Origin of the sequence: Enterobacter cloacae complex sp. 397G4, assembly GCF_050031515.1 — a bacterium.
Lineage (GTDB): Bacteria > Pseudomonadota > Gammaproteobacteria > Enterobacterales > Enterobacteriaceae > Enterobacter > Enterobacter hormaechei_C.
Window position 1 is genome coordinate 4,116,726 of the sequence record NZ_JBLGWE010000001.1, and the last position, 18,887, is coordinate 4,135,612.

14 protein-coding genes and 5 pseudogenes are annotated in these 18,887 nt (G+C 54.8%); 14 read left to right on the plus strand and 5 right to left on the minus strand.

What is annotated here, in order from left to right; genetic code table 11:
* The first annotated feature begins 5 nt into the window (after positions 1-5).
* The 10 genes and pseudogenes from ACQG1Y_RS19830 to ACQG1Y_RS19875 all read left to right on the plus strand — a co-directional run.
* A pseudogene (locus tag ACQG1Y_RS19830) lies at positions 6-381 on the plus strand (IS1 family transposase).
* Positions 382-751: 370 nt separating this feature from the next.
* Entirely contained in the window at positions 752-1,273 is a 522-nt protein-coding gene (gene fecI, locus ACQG1Y_RS19835; protein WP_016151347.1) for an RNA polymerase sigma factor FecI, read from the plus strand.
* Positions 1,270-2,223, plus strand: coding sequence for a ferric citrate uptake sigma factor regulator FecR (gene fecR, locus ACQG1Y_RS19840; protein ID WP_023304425.1), 954 nt, complete (start codon positions 1,270-1,272; stop codon positions 2,221-2,223). Before fecI ends, fecR begins: the two co-directional genes overlap by 4 nt.
* Positions 2,224-2,309: 86 nt before the next feature.
* Positions 2,310-4,634 carry a TonB-dependent Fe(3+) dicitrate receptor FecA gene (gene fecA / locus ACQG1Y_RS19845; protein WP_022652364.1) on the plus strand — a complete coding sequence of 775 codons (2,325 nt, stop codon included), beginning with the start codon at positions 2,310-2,312 and terminating at the stop codon, positions 4,632-4,634.
* A 44-nt stretch (positions 4,635-4,678) separates the two neighbouring features.
* Positions 4,679-5,581 carry a Fe(3+) dicitrate ABC transporter substrate-binding protein FecB gene (gene fecB / locus ACQG1Y_RS19850; protein WP_007898890.1) on the plus strand — a complete coding sequence of 301 codons (903 nt, stop codon included), beginning with the start codon at positions 4,679-4,681 and terminating at the stop codon, positions 5,579-5,581.
* Positions 5,578-6,576 (plus strand): iron-dicitrate ABC transporter permease FecC, encoded by a 999-nt coding sequence (gene fecC, locus ACQG1Y_RS19855; RefSeq protein ID WP_004118243.1) that lies wholly within the window; start codon positions 5,578-5,580, stop codon positions 6,574-6,576. Before fecB ends, fecC begins: the two co-directional genes overlap by 4 nt.
* A complete protein-coding gene (fecD, locus tag ACQG1Y_RS19860; protein ID WP_004118246.1) occupies positions 6,573-7,529 on the plus strand; it encodes a Fe(3+) dicitrate ABC transporter permease subunit FecD in 957 nt (318 codons plus the stop codon). Before fecC ends, fecD begins: the two co-directional genes overlap by 4 nt.
* Entirely contained in the window at positions 7,530-8,297 is a 768-nt protein-coding gene (gene fecE / locus ACQG1Y_RS19865; protein WP_004152282.1) for a Fe(3+) dicitrate ABC transporter ATP-binding protein FecE, read from the plus strand.
* Between the two features lie 53 nt (positions 8,298-8,350).
* The gene (gene tnpB / locus ACQG1Y_RS19870; protein WP_028018554.1) at positions 8,351-8,689 is read left to right on the plus strand and encodes an IS66 family insertion sequence element accessory protein TnpB; all 339 of its coding nucleotides are present in this window, start codon (positions 8,351-8,353) and stop codon (positions 8,687-8,689) included.
* 49 nt (positions 8,690-8,738) lie between these two features.
* Positions 8,739-8,997, plus strand: a pseudogene (locus ACQG1Y_RS19875) (IS66 family transposase); the annotation flags it as partial.
* 22 nt (positions 8,998-9,019) lie between these two features.
* Here ACQG1Y_RS19875 and ACQG1Y_RS19880 read toward each other — a convergent pair.
* The 3 genes and pseudogenes from ACQG1Y_RS19880 to ACQG1Y_RS19890 all read right to left on the minus strand — a co-directional run bounded on the left by ACQG1Y_RS19880 (position 9,020) and on the right by ACQG1Y_RS19890 (position 11,977).
* Positions 9,020-9,298: an EAL domain-containing protein gene (locus tag ACQG1Y_RS19880; RefSeq protein ID WP_007898884.1), complete on the minus strand. Its 279-nt coding sequence runs from the start codon at positions 9,296-9,298 to the stop codon at positions 9,020-9,022.
* Positions 9,299-9,559: 261 nt separating this feature from the next.
* Positions 9,560-10,564, minus strand: a complete 1,005-nt coding sequence (locus ACQG1Y_RS19885) for an IS110-like element IS4321 family transposase (protein WP_000427623.1) — start codon at positions 10,562-10,564, stop codon at positions 9,560-9,562.
* A gap of 403 nt (positions 10,565-10,967) precedes the next feature.
* Positions 10,968-11,977: pseudogene (locus tag ACQG1Y_RS19890) on the minus strand (zinc-binding alcohol dehydrogenase family protein).
* Between the two features lie 352 nt (positions 11,978-12,329).
* Between ACQG1Y_RS19890 and lacI the strand changes: the two are divergent.
* The 4 genes and pseudogenes from lacI to ACQG1Y_RS19910 form a co-directional block, all read left to right on the plus strand.
* Positions 12,330-13,412, plus strand: coding sequence for a DNA-binding transcriptional repressor LacI (gene lacI / locus ACQG1Y_RS19895; protein WP_007851507.1), 1,083 nt, complete (start codon positions 12,330-12,332; stop codon positions 13,410-13,412).
* 121 nt (positions 13,413-13,533) lie between these two features.
* Complete coding sequence (gene lacZ, locus ACQG1Y_RS19900) at positions 13,534-16,608, plus strand: beta-galactosidase (RefSeq protein WP_007894989.1); 3,075 nt, start codon at positions 13,534-13,536, stop codon at positions 16,606-16,608.
* A gap of 51 nt (positions 16,609-16,659) precedes the next feature.
* The gene (gene lacY, locus ACQG1Y_RS19905) at positions 16,660-17,913 is read left to right on the plus strand and encodes a lactose permease (protein WP_003846917.1); all 1,254 of its coding nucleotides are present in this window, start codon (positions 16,660-16,662) and stop codon (positions 17,911-17,913) included.
* A 65-nt stretch (positions 17,914-17,978) separates the two neighbouring features.
* Positions 17,979-18,119: pseudogene (locus ACQG1Y_RS19910) on the plus strand (maltose acetyltransferase domain-containing protein); the annotation flags it as partial.
* A gap of 14 nt (positions 18,120-18,133) precedes the next feature.
* Here the strand turns inward: ACQG1Y_RS19910 and ACQG1Y_RS19915 are convergent.
* Positions 18,134-18,635, minus strand: a pseudogene (locus tag ACQG1Y_RS19915) (IS1 family transposase).
* The gene (locus ACQG1Y_RS19920) at positions 18,554-18,829 is read right to left on the minus strand and encodes an IS1-like element transposase (RefSeq protein WP_000179213.1); all 276 of its coding nucleotides are present in this window, start codon (positions 18,827-18,829) and stop codon (positions 18,554-18,556) included. Before ACQG1Y_RS19920 ends, ACQG1Y_RS19915 begins: the two are co-directional and overlap by 82 nt.
* Positions 18,830-18,887: the final 58 nt, after the last annotated feature.

Below are 18,887 nucleotides of genomic sequence, written 5' to 3' on the forward strand. Positions count from 1 at the left end.
CGGAAATGGACGAACAGTGGGGATACGTCGGGGCTAAATCGCGCCAGCGCTGGCTGTTTTACGCGTATGACAGGCTCCGGAAGACGGTTTGCGCACGTATTCGGTGAACGCACTATGGCGACGCTGGGGCGTCTTATGAGCCTGCTGTCACCCTTTGACGTGGTGATATGGATGACGGATGGCTGGCCGCTGTATGAATCCCGCCTGAAGGGAAAGCTGCACGTAATCAGCAAGCGATATACGCAGCGAATTGAGCGGCATAACCTGAATCTGAGGCAGCACCTGGCACGGCTGGGACGGAAGTCGCTGTCGCTCACAAAATCGGTGGAGCTGCATGACAAAGTCATCGGGCATTATCTGAACATAAAACACTATCAATAATTTTGAGTCATTACCCAGTTAGCAATAACCCCCGCTTGCGGGGGCCATACCCACCAGGAGCAAACGCAGAAAGCCCGAGATACTTCTGCTGTACCGGGGGCTGGCGACATTTCAGGCAACACTCATAGTTGACATCCTCCCCGCCCTAAAGGGCGGGGAGGATGTCAATAATAGCAGACCACATCATGATGTCATTCTGACCGACAGATGCCAGAAGCAGAGGATCCATCCCATTTTATACCTACCTTATAACACTTAGAAAAACAACATGTTAAAAATGTTTATTGGAAACAATTTTATTTCCAATTGTAATGATAACCATTCTCATATTAATATGGCTACGTGATAATTAACTTTTGATGCACTCCGCATGTCTGACCGTGCCACTTCCACAGCTTCCTTAACGTTCGAGTCGCTTTATGGCACCCATCACGGCTGGTTGAAAAGTTGGCTGACGCGCAAACTCCAGTCTGCCTTTGATGCAGATGACATTGCCCAGGACACTTTTTTGCGGGTAATGAGCAGCGAAACGCTCTCGACGATCCGCGATCCTCGCTCTTTCCTGTGCACTATCGCCAAACGCGTGATGGTGGACCTGTTTCGCCGAAACGCGCTGGAAAAAGCGTATCTGGAGATGCTGGCGCTTATGCCGGAGGGGGTAGCGCCTTCACCTGAGGAACGCGAAAGCCAGCTCGAGACCCTACAACTCGTCGACAGCATGCTGGACGGGCTAAACGGAAAAACACGTGAAGCGTTTCTGCTTTCGCAACTGGATGGCCTGACATACAGCGAGATTGCGCACAAACTCGGTGTTTCCGTCAGCTCCGTGAAAAAATACGTGGCGAAAGCCGTCGAGCACTGCCTGCTGTTTCGTCTGGAGCATGGGTTATGAATCCTTCGTTAACCGATTCCCGCCGTCAGGCGCTGCGTTCAGCTTCCCACTGGTATGCCGTGCTAAGCGGCGAGCGCGTCAGCCCACAACAGGAAGCGCGCTGGCAACAGTGGTATGAACAGGATCAGGATAACCAGTGGGCCTGGCAGCAGGTTGAAAACCTGCGCAACCAGCTTGGCGGTGTGCCTGGCGACGTTGCCAGCCGGGCGCTGCACGATACCCGCCTCACCCGCCGTCACGTGATGAAAGGATTACTGCTGTTGCTCGGCGCTGGCGGAGGCTGGCAACTCTGGCAGTCGGAAACCGGCGAAGGTCTGCGGGCAGATTACCGCACCGCCAAAGGCGCAGTCAGCCGTCAGCAACTGGAAGATGACTCCCTGCTCACGCTGAATACCCAAAGCGCGGCGGATGTGCGTTTTGATGCGCATCAGCGCACCGTCCGGCTCTGGTACGGTGAAATCGCCATTACTACCGCGAAAGATGCGCAGCAACGCCCCTTCCGCGTCCTGACCCGTCAGGGCCAACTCACCGCTTTAGGGACAGAATTTACCGTCCGCCAGCAGGATAATTTCACGCAGCTTGACGTGCAGCAGCACGCCGTGGAAGTGCTTCTCGCCAGTGCCCCCGCGCAAAAACGCATCGTGAACGCTGGTGAAAGCCTGCAGTTCAGCGCCTCTGAGTTTGGCGCAGTGAAACCGCTGGATGACGAGAGTACAAGCTGGACGAAGGGCATCCTGAGCTTCAGCGATAAACCGCTGGGTGAGGTGATAGCCACGCTAAGCCGTTACCGCAACGGCGTGCTGCGCTGCGATCCCGCCGTTGCCGGGCTGCGCCTGAGCGGGACGTTCCCGCTGAAAAATACCGATGCGATCCTGAACGTTATCGCTCAAACGCTTCCCGTTAAAATTCAGTCTATTACGCGGTACTGGATAAACATTTCACCGCTGTAAGAAAAATAATTCTCATTTCGATTGTCCTTTTTACCCTTCTCGTTCGACTCATAGCTGAACACAACAAAAATGATGATGGAGAAGGTATGACGCCGTTACGCGTTTTTCGTAAAACAACACCTTTGGTTAACGCCATTCGCCTGAGCCTGCTGCCGCTGGCCGGTCTCTCGTTTTCCGCTTTTGCTGCACAGGTTGATATCGCACCGGGATCGCTCGACAAAGCGCTCAATCAGTATGCCGCACACAGCGGAATTACCCTCTCGGTTGACGCCAGCCTGACGCGCGGCAAGCAGAGCAACGGCCTGCACGGAGATTACGACGTCGAGAGCGGCCTGCAACAACTGCTGGACGGCAGCGGACTGCAGGTAAAACCGCTGAGAAATAACAGCTGGACGCTGGAGACCGCGCCCGCGCCAAAAGAAGATGCCCTGACCGTGGTCGGCGACTGGCTGGGCGATGCGCGTGAAAACGACGTATTTGAACATGCTGGCGCGCGTGACGTGATCCGCCGTGAGGATTTCGCCAAAACCGGCGCAACCACCATGCGTGAGGTGCTTAACCGCATCCCTGGCGTCAGCGCGCCGGAAAACAACGGCACCGGCAGCCACGACCTGGCGATGAACTTTGGCATCCGGGGCCTGAACCCACGCCTCGCCAGCCGCTCGACCGTCCTGATGGACGGCATCCCCGTCCCCTTTGCCCCTTACGGTCAGCCGCAGCTTTCACTGGCTCCCGTTTCGCTCGGCAACATGGATGCCATTGACGTGGTGCGCGGTGGTGGTGCGGTGCGTTACGGACCGCAGAGCGTGGGCGGCGTGGTGAACTTTGTTACCCGCGCCATTCCGCAGGACTTTGGTATCGAGGCGGGGGTGGAAGGTCAGCTCAGCCCAACCTCTTCACAAAACAACCCGAAAGAGACGCACAACCTGATGGTGGGCGGCACAGCGGACAACGGTTTTGGCACCGCGCTGCTCTACTCCGGCACGCGCGGCAGTGACTGGCGCGAGCACAGCGCCACCCGCATCGACGACCTGATGCTGAAAAGCAAATATGCGCCGAATGAGGTGCACACCTTCAACAGCCTGCTGCAATATTACGATGGTGAAGCCGACATGCCCGGCGGCCTGTCCCGCGCGGATTACGACGCCGATCGCTGGCAATCCACCCGCCCGTATGACCGCTTCTGGGGCCGTCGCAAGCTGGCGAGCCTGGGCTACCAGTTCCAGCCGGACAGCCAGCATAAATTCAACATTCAGGGGTTCTACACCCAAACCCTGCGCAGCGGCTACCTGGAGCAAGGCAAACGCATCACCCTCTCGCCGCGTATCTACTGGGTGCGCGGTATTGAGCCACGCTACAGCCAGAGCTTTATGATCGGCCCTTCCGCGCACGAAGTGGGCGTGGGCTATCGCTATGTGAATGAATCAACGCATGAAATGCGTTACTACACCGCCACCAGCAGCGGGCAGTTGCCGTCCGGCTCAAGCCCTTACGACCGCGACACGCGTTCCGGCACCGAGGCGCACGCCTGGTATCTGGATGACAAAATCGACATCGGCAACTGGACCATCACGCCGGGTATGCGTTTCGAACATATCGAGTCATACCAGAACAACGCCATCAAAGGCACGCACGAAGAGGTGAGCTATAACGCACCGCTTCCGGCGTTGAACGTGCTCTATCACCTGACTGATAGCTGGAATCTTTATGCAAACACTGAAGGCTCGTTCGGCACCGTACAGTACAGCCAGATTGGCAAGGCTGTGCAAAGCGGCAATGTGGAACCGGAAAAAGCGCGAACCTGGGAACTCGGTACCCGCTACGATGACGGCGCGCTGACGGCGGAAATGGGGCTGTTCCTGATTAACTTTAACAATCAGTACGACTCCAACCAGACCAACGACACCGTCACTGCACGTGGCAAAACGCGCCATACCGGGCTGGAAACGCAGGCACGTTACGACCTGGGTACGCTAACGCCAACGCTTGATAACGTTTCCGTCTACGCCAGCTATGCGTATGTGAACGCGGAAATCCGCGAGAAAGGCGACACCTATGGCAATCAGGTGCCATTCTCCCCGAAACATAAAGGCACGCTGGGCGTGGACTACAAGCCGGGCAACTGGACGTTCAATCTGAACAGCGATTTCCAGTCCAGCCAGTTTGCGGATAACGCCAATACGGTGAAAGAGAGCGCCGACGGCAGTACCGGCCGCATTCCCGGCTTCATGCTCTGGGGCGCACGCGTGGCGTATGACTTTGGCCCGCAGATGGCAGATCTGAACCTGGCGTTCGGTGTGAAAAACATCTTCGACCAGGACTACTTCATCCGCTCTTATGACGACAACAACAAAGGCATCTACGCAGGCCAGCCGCGCACGCTGTATATGCAGGGGTCGTTGAAGTTCTGATGTGTTAACGCCCGGCTTGCCGGGCTTTTAGCTGGAATGTGACTATGTTGGCATTTATCCGTTTTCTTTTTGCAGGCCTGCTGCTGGTGATCGGCCACGCCTTTGCCGCCACGGTTCAGGACGAACACGGCACGTTTACACTCGATAAAACGCCACAACGGATTGTGGTGCTGGAACTCTCGTTCGCCGATGCGCTGGCCGCCGTGGACGTCAGCCCGATCGGTATTGCCGACGATAACGATGCAAAACGCATCCTGCCCGAAGTGCGTGCGCACCTGAAACCGTGGCAGTCCGTCGGAACGCGCGCGCAGCCGAGCCTGGAAGCCATTGCTGCCCTGAAACCAGACCTGATCATTGCCGACAGCAGTCGCCATGCGGGGATTTACACTGCCTTGCAGCAAATCGCGCCGGTACTGCTGCTTAAGTCCCGCAACGAAACCTACGCTGAAAATTTGCACTCAGCGGCTATCATCGGCGAAGTGGTAGGTAAAAAACGAGAGATGCAGGCGCGTCTGGAACAACATAAAGAGAAGATGGCGCAGTGGTCCAGCCAGCTTCCCACAGGGACACGCGTGGCCTTTGGCACATCACGCGAACAGCTATTCAACCTGCATACCCAGGAGACCTGGACCGGCAGCGTGCTGGCTTCTCTGGGGCTGAACGTTCCCGCTGCGATGGCGGGCGCGTCCATGCCGTCCATCGGCCTGGAGCAACTGCTGGCGGTCAATCCTGCCTGGCTGCTGGTTGCCCACTATCGCGAAGAGAGCATTGTTAAACGCTGGCAACAAGATCCGCTCTGGCAGATATTAACCGCCGCGCAGAAGCAGCAGGTTGCTTCAGTCGACAGTAACGCCTGGGCGCGGATGCGCGGTATTTTTGCCGCAGAGCGTATTGCCGCTGACACGGTAAAAATCTTCCACCATCAGCCGCTTACCGATGTGAAATGACCGCGCTAAAACACCCGGTGCTGCTGTGGGGGCTTCCCGTTGCAGTACTTATTATTATTTTCTGGCTGAGTCTGTTTTGCTACTCGGCCATTCCTGTTTCCGGAGCAGACGCAATCCGCGCCCTGCTGCCTGGACACACGCCAACGCTACCAGAAGCGCTGGTGCAAAACCTTCGTTTGCCGCGAAGCCTGGTCGCCGTTCTGATCGGCGCAAGCCTGGCGCTCGCGGGCACGCTGCTGCAAACCCTGACCCACAACCCAATGGCCTCTCCTTCACTGCTCGGCATTAACAGCGGCGCGGCGCTGGCTATGGCGCTTACCAGCGCGCTGAGTCCGACGCCGGTTGCAGGCTATTCCCTGTCGTTCATCGCGGCATGCGGGGGCGGCGTGAGCTGGCTGCTGGTCATGACCGCAGGAGGCGGGTTTCGTCATACCCAGGACAGAAACAAACTGATCCTCGCGGGTATCGCGCTGTCGGCCTTTTGTATGGCCCTGACCCGCATCACCCTGCTGCTGGCCGAAGATCATGCTTACGGCATCTTTTACTGGCTGGCAGGCGGAGTGTCCCACGCCCACTGGCAGGATGTCTGGCAGCTCTTGCCGGTGGTGGTCACTGCAGTCCCTGTCGTGTTGCTGCTGGCGAATCAACTGAACCTGCTCAACGTCAGCGACAGTACCGCCCATACGCTGGGAGTGAACCTGCCGAGACTACGTTTGATCATCAATATGTTAGTGCTGCTTCTGGTTGGCGCGTGCGTCAGTGTGGCAGGTCCGGTGGCGTTTATCGGCCTGCTGGTGCCACATCTGGCGCGCTTCTGGGCAGGCTTCGATCAGCGCAACGTACTGCCGGTGAGCATGCTGCTGGGGGCCACGCTGATGCTGATGGCAGATGTACTCGCACGCGCGCTGGCCTTCCCCGGCGATCTGCCCGCAGGCGCAGTGCTGGCGCTGATTGGCAGTCCTTGCTTTGTCTGGCTGGTGAGGAGGCGAGGATGAAAATTGCGCTGGTCATTTTCATCACCCTTGCCCTGGCAGGTTGTGCGCTGTTATCACTCCATATGGGGGTGATCCCCGTGCCGTGGCGCGCGCTGCTGACCGACTGGCAGGACGGACGCGAGCATTATTATGTATTGATGGAGTACCGACTGCCGCGCTTGCTGCTGGCACTGTTTGTCGGTGCAGCCCTCGCCGTGGCGGGCGTGCTGGTACAGGGGATTGTGCGTAACCCGCTAGCATCACCGGATATTCTCGGCATTAACCATGCCGCCAGCCTTGCCTCTGTGGGAGCACTGCTTCTTATGCCATCACTATCCGTGATGGTGCTGCCGCTGCTGGCCTTTGCGGGCGGTATGGCGGGGTTGATCTTGCTGAAGATGCTGGCAAAGACCCACCAGCCGATGAAGCTGGCGCTCACCGGCGTGGCGCTTTCCGCCTGCTGGGCGAGCCTGACGGATTACCTGATGCTCCTGCACCCGCAGGATGTAAACAGTGCCCTGCTGTGGCTGACGGGTAGCTTATGGGGGCGCGACTGGCACTTTGTGAAGATTGCCGTGCCGTTGCTCATTCTGTTTTTGCCGCTGAGCCTGCGCTTTTGTCGCGATCTCGACCTGCTGGCGCTGGGCGATGCACGAGCAGCCACGCTCGGCGTGTCGGTTCAGCGCACCCGGTTCCAGGGGCTGATGCTGGCTGTCGCGATGACAGCAACCGGCGTGGCCGTCTGTGGCCCGATAAGTTTTATTGGTCTCGTCGTGCCGCACATGGTGCGCAGGATCGCCGGCGGGCGTCACCGCTGGCTGATGCCCGTTTCGGCCCTGACGGGCGCGTTGTTGCTGGTCATTGCCGATCTGCTGGCACGAATCATTCATCCGCCGCTGGAGCTTCCGGCAGGCGTGCTGACCGCCATTATCGGCGCACCGTGGTTTGTCTGGCTGCTTGTGAGAATGCGATAAATGAGATTACGTACTGAAAATCTGACCGTCAGCTATGGCGCACAAACCGTGCTGGATGGACTTTCTCTCGCCCTGCCTGCCGGAAAAATCACGGCCCTGCTCGGCCCTAACGGTTGCGGGAAATCGACGCTGTTGAACTGTTTTTCTCGCCTGTTAACACCAGACTCTGGCGAGATATTGCTTGATGAAAAACCCATAGCCGGTTTTTCCGCCCGCCAGCTGGCTCGCCGCCTGGCTTTACTGCCGCAACACCATTTATCCCCCGAGGGGATCACTGTACGGGAACTGGTTTCCTACGGCCGCAGCCCGTGGCTGTCGTTGTGGGGGCGACTCTCCGCGGAAGACAACGAGCGGGTCAACGTGGCAATGAGTCAGACCCGGACGCGCAATCTGGCTGACCGCAGGTTAACCCAGCTTTCCGGCGGCCAGCGCCAGCGTGCGTTTCTGGCGATGGTGCTGGCACAGGATACCCCACTCATTCTTCTTGATGAGCCTACGACCTACCTCGATATCAATCATCAGGTTGAACTGATGCGCCTGATGGTTGAACTCAAAAGGCAGGGGAAAACCGTAGTGACGGTACTCCACGATCTGAATCAGGCCAGCCGCTATTGCGATCATCTGGTGGTACTGGCAAGCGGTCGCGTGATGGCGCAAGGTGCTCCGGAAGCAGTGATGAAACCAGAGCTTCTAAAGACGGTGTTCAGCGTAGAAGCGGAAATCCATCCCGAACCGGTATCTGGCAGACCCATGTGTGTGGTGAAGTAGTCTGGCGAAGTCATAAGGATCATCACAGGACAGATAAAGGAAGTGATAACCACCTGCCAACAGGCACCAAAATCTGGCTGGTTGCCGGTATCACCGACATGCGCAACGGCTTCAATGGTCTCGCCGCAAAGGTGCAGACGATGCTGAAAGATGACCCGATATCCGGCCATGTCTTCATCTTCCGGGGCCGCAGCGGCAGTAAGGTCAAACTGCTGTGGTCCACCGGCGACGGGCTGTGCCTGCTGACCAAACGGCTGGAACGCGGCCGCTTCGCCTGGCCCTCTGCCCGCGATGGCAAAGTGTTCCTGACCCCGGCGCAGCTGGCAATGCTTCTGGAAGGCATCGACTGGCGGCAGCCTAAAAGACTGCTTACGTCCCTGACCATGTTGTAGGCCTCTTTATCCTGGTTGTCGTTGAATAAGCCTGGTAAAATGCGGGCTTATGAACAACACCTCCCCCTGACGACATCCTTCTGCTGAAACAGCGCCTGTCCGAACAGGAAGCGCTGAACCGCGCCCTGCTGGAAAAGCAGGCCGACCGGGAGCGCGAAATAGACCATCTGCAGGCGCAGCTGGATAAGCTTCGCCGGATGAACTTCGGCAGTCGTTCTGAATAAATCTCCCGCCGCATCGCGCAGATAGAAGCCGACCTGAACCGGCTTCAGACAGAAAGCGATACGCTGACGGGTCGGGTTGCCGATACGGGCCGGGCCCCGTATCGTTTTAACCCTGAATATTCATCGCAGATATTGTTTCGGGTTTTCCGGTATACCAGCCCTGAACTAGGTAACCGGGGCCAAGAGAACGGACGAATTCAAACTGTCCTGGCGTTTCCACCCCTTCAAACACCAGTGGTTTGCCAGTACCACGTAACCCTTTCACCACAGAAACAAGTAGCGCTCGCTTCACCGGGTCATCAATATTGGCAATAAAAATACGGTCTATTTTTATCTCATCGAAATCCAGTACCGTCAGCCATTCAATATGGGGGCCGCTTGGCAAACGGAATCTATGGTCACTCCCGTTTTTGCAACACCGATTTTGACGACAAGTTGGCTTGCTTGAATCTATCCGGCGTCTGAATGGGATTTTATTCCCGCGCCTTGATGAGTTCCGCGCCTGATGAACCTCCAGAAAATATACGGCTTCAATGAGCCTTTCCGTTTTACAGGTTCCTCAACAGGCCGGTGGGCCGTTAGTATCATCAATATCAGTATTCGCAAAACCAGATCAGTAATTCTTTAAACCGGTGTATTTCTGCCGTTATGCTACATAAGTTTGCTGTCGTGCCGTTAGGGCCCAGGCTATTCTGGCCAGCTTGTTTGCCAGAGCACAAGTGACGACAAAGTTGCTTTTCCGGCACAGTAAATCCCTGACCCAATCGGCCAATTTGCCAGACTGGTGTTCCAGTTTTTGTATGAATACCCTGGCACATTGAACCAACAAAGTTCGGATCTTTTTATTACCTCGCTTACTAATTCCCAGCAATGTCGTCCTACCTCCCGTGCTGTACTGCCGAGGTACAAGCCCTGTTGCCGCCGCAAAGTCACGGCTGCTGGCGTACTGCTTCCCGTCGCCAATCTCAGTTGAAATAGTACTCGCTGTCAGTGTTCCGACGCAGGGAATGCTCAGCAAGCGCTGTCCAACCTCATCTTCGTCCAACTTTCGTTTCAACTGGGATTCCAAATCTTTAATCTGCTCAACAAGATAGTGATAATGCTGTTGTAATTTCAGCAATAACTGGCTGAGGTAAAGAGGCAAACTATTATCCTCAAGAATGGTACTCAGTCGGCTAATAACGGCAGCTCCTCGGGGAACGCTAATGCCAAATTCCAGCAGAAAAGCATGCATTTGATTGGTTGTTTTTACCTTATCCTGAACCAGGGATTCACGGACACGATGCAGAGCCCGCATTGCCTGCTGAGATTCCGTTCTGGGCTGCACAAAACGCATAGACGGACGCGATGCAGCTTCACAAATAGCTTCGGCGTCGACAAAGTCGTTTTTATTGCTTTTAACGAACGGGCGGACAAATTGTGGTGATATCAGCTTTGGGGAATGCCCCAACTCTTCCAACTTGCGTGCCATAAAGTGAGAACCGCCACAGGCTTCCATTGCGATGGTTGTAGCGGGGCATGTCGCCAAAAATTCGATCAACTTTGGCCGGGTAAATTTTTTACGGTAAACAGCCTTCCCGCGACGATCCTGGCAATGAATATGGAAAGAGTTTTTACCCAGATCGATACCAATGAGCGCAATGTTTTCCATGATAGTTCTCCGAATGAAAGCCTGTCCTCAGCATAGTACCGGGAAGGAGGGAGTGACCATCTCATTAAATATCCTACGTTAAGCCTGTTTTTTGAGCTGGCATGGCGGGCAGCTATGAGCGAAGTATAGTCATTCGCCCTATCTCTTTTGTCGCACTTTCAACAAGGGGGTCGCTTGGAAAGCGGAACGAGGTCAGTCTCCGCCCGGACTGCTCAGCTCTTTAAACAGCAAAAGAGAGGCATCTTATGAGAAGGGATTGTTCAGTATGTCAGGGCAGACTGCTTTTTCATCCGCAGGTACTGAGGGTAAATGCTCAATTCCGGTACGATTCTTACTCTATAGCCAGACAGAATTCAGCATTGTGCTGAACCCGAATCTTTTTTTACTCTGACAGGCCTGTTCATCAGAACCCTGAAAAAACAATTTTCCCGTTCACATTTTTATTTTCCATGTCCTCATGAGCCCGGCGAAGTGCTTTAGCATTCAGCCTGCCATACTCTGCCAGCAACGGAGGTTTGAGCTTACCGGAATCCAGCATGCATGAGAGTTTGTTAAGAATATCATGCTGTTTAGACATGTCCGCAGTAGCATGCATGGGGCGGGTAAACATTGCCTCCCAGTGAACAGAAACGCTCTTAAATTTGATCAAACGCAGATCCAGTGGTTCAGGGTCGTCGATGAGTCCGATACGGCCTTGTGGGGCAATAATTTCGGCCATATTTTCCCAGGCAGATGGCGTGGTGTACGTTGAGAAAATCCGGGTAATGGGAGGGAGTCCAGCAAGGCTGGCAACCTGTGGCGCAAGCGCACATGAATGATCCAGGACATAATGCGCACCAAACCCGCGAACCGCTCTGACACTCTCCTGCCGGGAGGCAGTCCCGATGATGTTCACCCGACTCAGAGTGCGGGCAAGCTGTATAGCCATACAAGGGACTCCGCCCGCACCGCCAAGCATCAACAGGGTCTGATCAGCATCTCCGTTCACTGACAACTGCAGACGATCAAATAACATTTCCCAGGCTGTCAGACCGGTCAGAGGAACCGACGCTGCAGCTTCAAAACTTAGTGCTGCCGGCTTTATCCCCGTAATGCGTTCGTCAACCAGCTGAAACTCTGCGTTGGCTCCCTGGCGATCGAGCACACCGGCATAGAAAACGTGGTCACCTGGCCTGAACAGCGTCACCTCTGGTCCGGTTGCTTCAACAACACCGGAAGCGTCGTATCCCATAACTACCGGATTGCCTGCAGAGGGACTGATGTTTCGCCGGCTTTTCAGGTCCCGTGGGTTAACCGCGACCGCCCTGACTCTGATCAAAAGATCACGCCCCTTGGGCATGGATGGGTGGGGAAGCGACAAATCTTCAATAACGGATGTACTTTCCCGGGTTGCCAGAAACCAACGGCTTTCATTCTGTCTCCTTAAAAAGGTCAGTCACCAGATAAATAAATGTAAAAGTGTGCGGAACGCGATACCCGCCAGTGCCCCCGGCAGTGCAAATCGAAAAATACGCGGAAAGCGGGCGCTGGGTAATGCTGTCAACCTGTTGATGACTATTTTAATCTGTAGTCATTCAATCCTTGTAACATCAGGATGATCCTGGTGTCAGTGAAAATACGAAATCAACACGTTGGTATCATTACCCACCTGTGAACTGACGTCGGCATTTTGAATCTCACTTCGGCGTGCCCCCTCCGAATGGCGCAAAACATTTCGTGGTATGGCATGATAGCACCCGAAGAGAGTCAATTCAGGGTGGTAAATGTGAAACCAGTAACGCTATACGATGTCGCAGAGTATGCCGGTGTCTCTTATCAGACCGTTTCCCGCGTGGTGAACCAGGCCAGCCACGTCTCTGCGAAAACGCGGGAAAAGGTGGAAGCGGCGATGGCGCAGCTGAACTACATTCCCAACCGCGTGGCACAACAACTGGCGGGGAAACAGTCGTTGCTGATTGGCGTTGCTACCTCCAGTCTGGCCCTGCACGCGCCGTCGCAAATTGTCGCGGCGATTAAATCTCGCGCCGATCAACTGGGTGCCAGCGTGGTGGTGTCGATGGTAGAACGAAGCGGCGTCGAAGCCTGTAAAGCGGCGGTGCACAATCTTCTCGCGCAACGCGTCAGTGGGCTGATTATTAACTATCCGCTGGATGACCAGGATGCCATTGCTGTGGAAGCTGCCTGCGCTAATGTTCCGGCGTTATTTCTTGATGTCTCTGACCAGACTCCCATCAACAGTATTATTTTCTCCCATGAAGACGGTACGCGACTGGGCGTGGAGCATCTGGTCGCATTGGGTCACCAGCAAATCGCGCTGTTAGCGGGCCCATTAAGTTCTGTCTCGGCGCGTCTGCGTCTGGCGGGCTGGCATAAATATCTCACTCGCAATCAAATTCATCCGATAGCGGAACGGGAAGGCGACTGGAGTGCCATGTCCGGTTTTCAACAAACCATGCAAATGCTAAATGAGGGCATCGTTCCCACTGCGATGCTGGTTGCCAACGATCAGATGGCGCTGGGCGCAATGCGCGCCATTACCGAGTCCGGGTTGCGCGTTGGTGCGGATATCTCGGTAGTGGGATACGACGATACCGAAGACAGCTCGTGTTATATCCCGCCGTTAACCACCATCAAACAGGATTTTCGCCTGCTGGGGCAAACCAGCGTGGACCGCTTGCTGAAACTCTCTCAGGGCCAGGCGGTGAAGAGCAATCAGCTGTTGCCCGTCTCACTGGTGAAAAGAAAAACCACCCTGGCGCCCAATACGCAAACCACCTCTCCCCGCACGTTGGCAGATTCCTTAATGCAGCTGGCACGACAAGTTTCCCGACTTGAAAGCGGGCAGTGAGCGCAACGCAATTAATGTGAGTCAGCTCACTCATTAGGCACCCCAGGCTTTACACTCTATGTGTCCGGCTCGTATGTTATGCGAAAATGTGAGCGGATAACAATTCACGCAGGATACAACTATGACAATGATTACGGATTCACTGGCCGTCGTATTACAACGTCGTGACTGGGAAAACCCTGGCGTTACCCAACTTAATCGCCTTGCGGCACATCCCCCTTTCGCCAGCTGGCGTAATAGCGAAGAGGCTCGCACCGATCGCCCTTCCCAAGAGTCGCGCAGCCTGAATGGTGAATGGCGCTTTGCCTGGTTTCCGGCACCAGAAGCGGTACCAGAAAGCTGGCTGGAGCGCGATCTTCCTGACGCCGATACTGTCATCGTCCCCTCAAACTGGCAGATGCACGGTTACGATGCGCCTATCTACACCAACGTGACCTATCCCATTGCGGTCAATCCGCCGTATGTTCCCACGGAGAATCCGACGGGTTGTTACTCGCTCACATTTAATGTTGATGAAAGCTGGCTACAGGAAGGCCAGACGCGAATTATTTTTGATGGTGTTAACTCGGCGTTTCATTTGTGGTGCAACGGGCGCTGGGTCGGTTACGGACAGGACAGTCGTTTGCCGTCTGAATTTGACCTGAGCGCATTTTTACACGCCGGAGAAAACCGCCTCGCGGTGATGGTGCTGCGCTGGAGTGACGGCAGTTATCTGGAAGATCAGGATATGTGGCGGATGAGCGGCATTTTCCGTGACGTCTCGTTGCTGCATAAACCGAGCACGCAAATCAGCGATTTCCATGTAGCCACTCACTTTAATGATGATTTCAGCCGCGCTGTACTGGAGGCAGACGTTCAGATGTACGGCGAGCTGCGCGATGAGCTGCGGGTGACGGTTTCTTTGTGGCAGGGTGAAACGCAGGTCGCCAGCGGCACCGCGCCTTTCGGCGGTGAAATTATCGATGAGCGTGGTGGTTATGCCGATCACGTCACCCTACGTCTGAACGTCGAAAACCCGAAACTGTGGAGCGCCGAAATCCCGAATCTCTATCGTGCGGTGGTTGAACTGCACACCGCCGACGGCACGCTGATTGAAGCAGAAGCCTGCGATGTCGGTTTCCGCGAGGTGCGGATTGAAAATGGTCTGCTGCTGCTGAACGGCAAGCCGTTGCTGATTCGCGGCGTTAACCGTCACGAGCATCATCCTCTGCATGGTCAGGTCATGGATGAGCAGACGATGGTGCAGGATATCCTGCTGATGAAGCAGAACAACTTTAACGCCGTGCGCTGTTCGCATTATCCGAACCATCCGCTGTGGTACACGCTGTGCGACCACTACGGCCTGTATGTGGTGGATGAAGCCAACATTGAAACCCACGGCATGGTGCCAATGAATCGTCTGACCGATGATCCGCGCTGGCTACCCGCGATGAGCGAACGCGTAACGCGAATGGTGCAGCGCGATCGTAATCACCCGAGTGTGATCATCTGGTCGCTGGGGAATGAATCAGGCCACGGCGCTAATCACGACGCACTCTATCGCTGGATCAAATCTGTCGATCCTTCCCGCCCGGTACAGTATGAAGGCGGCGGAGCCGACACCTTCGCAACCGATATTATTTGCCCGATGTACGCGCGCGTGGATGAAGACCAGCCCTTCCCGGCTGTGCCGAAATGGTCCATCAAAAAATGGCTTTCGTTGCCTGGAGAGACGCGCCCGCTGATCCTTTGCGAATACGCCCACGCGATGGGTAACAGTCTTGGCGGCTTCGCTAAATACTGGCAGGCGTTTCGTCAGTACCCCCGTTTACAGGGCGGCTTCGTCTGGGACTGGGTGGATCAGTCGCTGATTAAATATGATGAAAATGGCAATCCGTGGTCGGCTTACGGCGGTGATTTTGGCGATACGCCGAATGATCGCCAGTTCTGCATGAACGGTCTGGTCTTTGCAGACCGCACGCCGCATCCGGCGCTGACGGAAGCAAAACACCAGCAGCAGTTTTTCCAGTTCAGTTTATCCGGGCGAACCATCGAAGTGACCAGCGAATACCTGTTCCGTCATAGCGATAACGAGCTCCTGCACTGGATGGTGGCGCTGGATGGCAAGCCGCTGGCAAGCGGTGAAGTGCCTCTGGATGTCGCTCCACAAGGTAAACAGTTGATTGAACTGCCTGAACTACCGCAGCCGGAGAGCGCCGGACAACTCTGGCTAACGGTTCACGTAGTGCAACCGAACGCGACCACATGGTCAGCAGCCGGACACATCAGCGCCTGGCAGCAGTGGCGTCTGGCGGAAAACCTCAGCGTGACACTCCCCTCCGCGCCCCACGCCATCCCGCAACTGACCACCAGCGAAACGGATTTTTGCATCGAGCTGGATAATAAGCGTTGGCAATTTAACCGCCAGTCAGGCTTTCTTTCACAGATGTGGATTGGCGATAAAAAACAACTGCTGACGCCGCTGCGCGATCAGTTCACCCGCGCACCGCTGGATAACGACATTGGCGTAAGTGAAGCGACCCGCATTGACCCTAACGCCTGGGTCGAACGCTGGAAGGCGGCGGGCCATTACCAGGCCGAAGCAGCGTTGTTGCAGTGCACGGCAGATACGCTTGCCGACGCGGTGCTGATTACCACGGTCCACGCGTGGCAGCATCAGGGGAAAACCTTATTTATCAGCCGGAAAACCTACCGGATTGATGGAAGTGGTCAAATGGCGATTACCGTTGATGTTGAAGTGGCGAGCAATACGCCACATCCGGCGCGGATTGGCCTGACCTGCCAGCTGGCGCAGGTAGCAGAGCGGGTAAACTGGCTCGGATTAGGGCCGCAAGAAAACTATCCCGACCGCCTTACTGCGGCCTGTTTTGACCGCTGGGATCTGCCATTGTCAGACATGTATACCCCGTACGTCTTCCCGAGCGAAAACGGTCTGCGCTGCGGGACGCGCGAATTGAATTATGGCCCACACCAGTGGCGCGGCGACTTCCAGTTCAACATCAGCCGCTACAGTCAACAGCAACTGATGGAAACCAGCCATCGCCATCTGCTGCACGCGGAAGAAGGCACATGGCTGAATATCGACGGTTTCCATATGGGGATTGGTGGCGACGACTCCTGGAGCCCGTCAGTGTCGGCGGAATTCCACCTTAGCGCCGGTAGCTACCATTACCAGTTGCTCTGGTGTCAAAAATAATAATAACCGGGCAGGCCATGTCTGCCCGTATTTCGCGTAAGGAAATCCATTATGTACTATTTAAAAAACACAAACTTTTGGATGTTCGGTTTATTCTTTTTCTTTTACTTTTTTATCATGGGAGCCTACTTCCCGTTTTTCCCGATTTGGCTACATGACATCAACCATATCAGCAAAAGTGATACGGGTATTATTTTTGCCGCTATTTCTCTGTTCTCGCTATTATTCCAACCGCTGTTTGGTCTGCTTTCTGACAAACTCGGGCTGCGCAAATACCTGCTGTGGATTATTACCGGCATGTTAGTGATGTTTGCGCCGTTCTTTATTTTTATCTTCGGGCCACTGTTACAATACAACATTTTAGTAGGATCGATTGTTGGTGGTATTTATCTAGGCTTTTGTTTTAACGCCGGTGCGCCAGCAGTAGAGGCATTTATCGAGAAAGTCAGCCGTCGCAGTAATTTCGAATATGGTCGCGCGCGGATGTTTGGCTGTGTTGGCTGGGCGCTGTGTGCCTCGATTGTCGGCATCATGTTCACCATCAATAATCAGTTTGTTTTCTGGCTGGGTTCTGGCTGTGCATTCATCCTCGCCGTTTTACTCTTTTTCGCCAAAACGGATGCGCCCTCTTCTGCCACGGTTGCCAATGCGGTAGGTGCCAACCATTCGGCATTTAGCCTTAAGCTGGCGCTGGAACTGTTCAGACAGCCAAAACTGTGGTTTTTGTCACTGTATGTTATTGGCGTTTCCTGCACCTACGATGTTTTTGACCAACAGTTTGCTAATTTCTTTACTTCGTTCTTTGCTACCGGTGAACAGGGTACGCGGGTATTTGGCTACGTAACGACAATGGGCGAATTACTTAACGCCTCGATTATGTTTTTTGCGCCACTGATCATTAATCGCATCGGTGGGAAAAACGCCCTGCTGCTGGCTGGCACTATTATGTCAGTACGTATTATTGGCTCATCGTTCGCTACCTCAGCACTGGAAGTGGTTATTCTGAAAACGCTGCATATGTTTGAAGTACCGTTCCTGCTGGTGGGCTGCTTTAAATATATTACCAGCCAGTTTGAAGTGCGTTTTTCAGCGACGATTTATCTGGTCTGTTTCTGCTTCTTTAAGCAACTGGCGATGATTTTTATGTCTATTCTGGCGGGCAATATGTATGAAAGCATCGGTTTCCAGGGCGCTTACCTGGTGCTGGGTCTGGTGGCGCTGGGCTTCACCTTAATTTCCGTGTTCACGCTTAGCGGCCCCGGCCCACTTTCTCTGCTGCGTCGCCAGGTGAATGAAGTCGCTTAAGAAATTAATGTCGGATACGGCGCGAGCGCCTTATCCGACCAACTTATCAGGACGGAATGTTAAAAATGAACATGTCGATGACAGAAAAAATAAAAGCAGGCAAGCTATTTACCGATATGTGCGAAGGCTTACCTGAAAAAAGACTTCGTGGGAAAACATTAATGTATGAGTTCAATCACTCGCATCCATCAGAAGTTGAAAAAAGGGTAATGACTCCAACTTATTGATAGTGTTTTATGTTCAGATAATGCCCGATGACTTTGTCATGCAGCTCCACCGATTTTGTGAGCGACAGCGACTTCCGTCCCAGCCGTGCCAGGTGCTGCCTCAGATTCAGGTTATGCCGCTCAATTCGCTGCGTATATCGCTTGCTGATTACGTGCAGCTTTCCCTTCAGGCGGGATTCATACAGCGGCCAGCCATCCGTCATCCATATCACCACGTCAAAGGGTGACAGCAGGCTCATAAGACGCCCCAGCGTCGCCATAGTGCGTTCACCGAATACGTGCGCAAACCGTCTTCCGGAGCCTGTCATACGCGTAAAACAGCCAGCGCTGGCGCGATTTAGCCCCGACGTATCCCCACTGTTCGTCCATTTCCGCGCAGACGATGACGTCACTGCCCGGCTGTATGCGCGAGGTTACCGACTGCGGCCTGAGTTTTTTAAGTGACGTAAAATCGTGTTGAGGCCAACGCCCATAATGCGGGCGGTTGCCCGGCATCCAACGCCATTCATGGCCATATCAATGATTTTCTGGTGCGTACCGGGTTGAGAAGCGGTGTAAGTGAACTGCAGTTGCCATGTTTTACGGCAGTGAGAGCAGAGATAGCGCTGATGTCCGGCGGTGCTTTTGCCGTTACGCACCACCCCGTCAGTAGCTGAACAGGAGGGACAGCTGATAGAAACAGAAGCCACTGGAGCACCTCAAAAACACCATCATACACTAAATCAGTAAGTTGGCAGCATCACCTGG

Bases quoted from the DNA above. Each gene is read 5' to 3' on its own strand.
- lacZ (WP_007894989.1), top strand. From the start codon at position 13,534: ATGACAATGATTACGGATTCACTGGCCGTCGTATTACAACGTCGTGAC.
- fecA (WP_022652364.1), top strand. From the start codon at position 2,310: ATGACGCCGTTACGCGTTTTTCGTAAAACAACACCTTTGGTTAACGCC.
- fecI (WP_016151347.1), top strand. From the start codon at position 752: ATGTCTGACCGTGCCACTTCCACAGCTTCCTTAACGTTCGAGTCGCTT.
- ACQG1Y_RS19885 (WP_000427623.1), bottom strand. From the start codon at position 10,564: ATGGAAAACATTGCGCTCATTGGTATCGATCTGGGTAAAAACTCTTTC.
- fecB (WP_007898890.1), top strand. From the start codon at position 4,679: ATGTTGGCATTTATCCGTTTTCTTTTTGCAGGCCTGCTGCTGGTGATC.
- fecE (WP_004152282.1), top strand. From the start codon at position 7,530: ATGAGATTACGTACTGAAAATCTGACCGTCAGCTATGGCGCACAAACC.
- fecD (WP_004118246.1), top strand. From the start codon at position 6,573: ATGAAAATTGCGCTGGTCATTTTCATCACCCTTGCCCTGGCAGGTTGT.
- lacY (WP_003846917.1), top strand. From the start codon at position 16,660: ATGTACTATTTAAAAAACACAAACTTTTGGATGTTCGGTTTATTCTTT.
- fecC (WP_004118243.1), top strand. From the start codon at position 5,578: ATGACCGCGCTAAAACACCCGGTGCTGCTGTGGGGGCTTCCCGTTGCA.
- fecR (WP_023304425.1), top strand. From the start codon at position 1,270: ATGAATCCTTCGTTAACCGATTCCCGCCGTCAGGCGCTGCGTTCAGCT.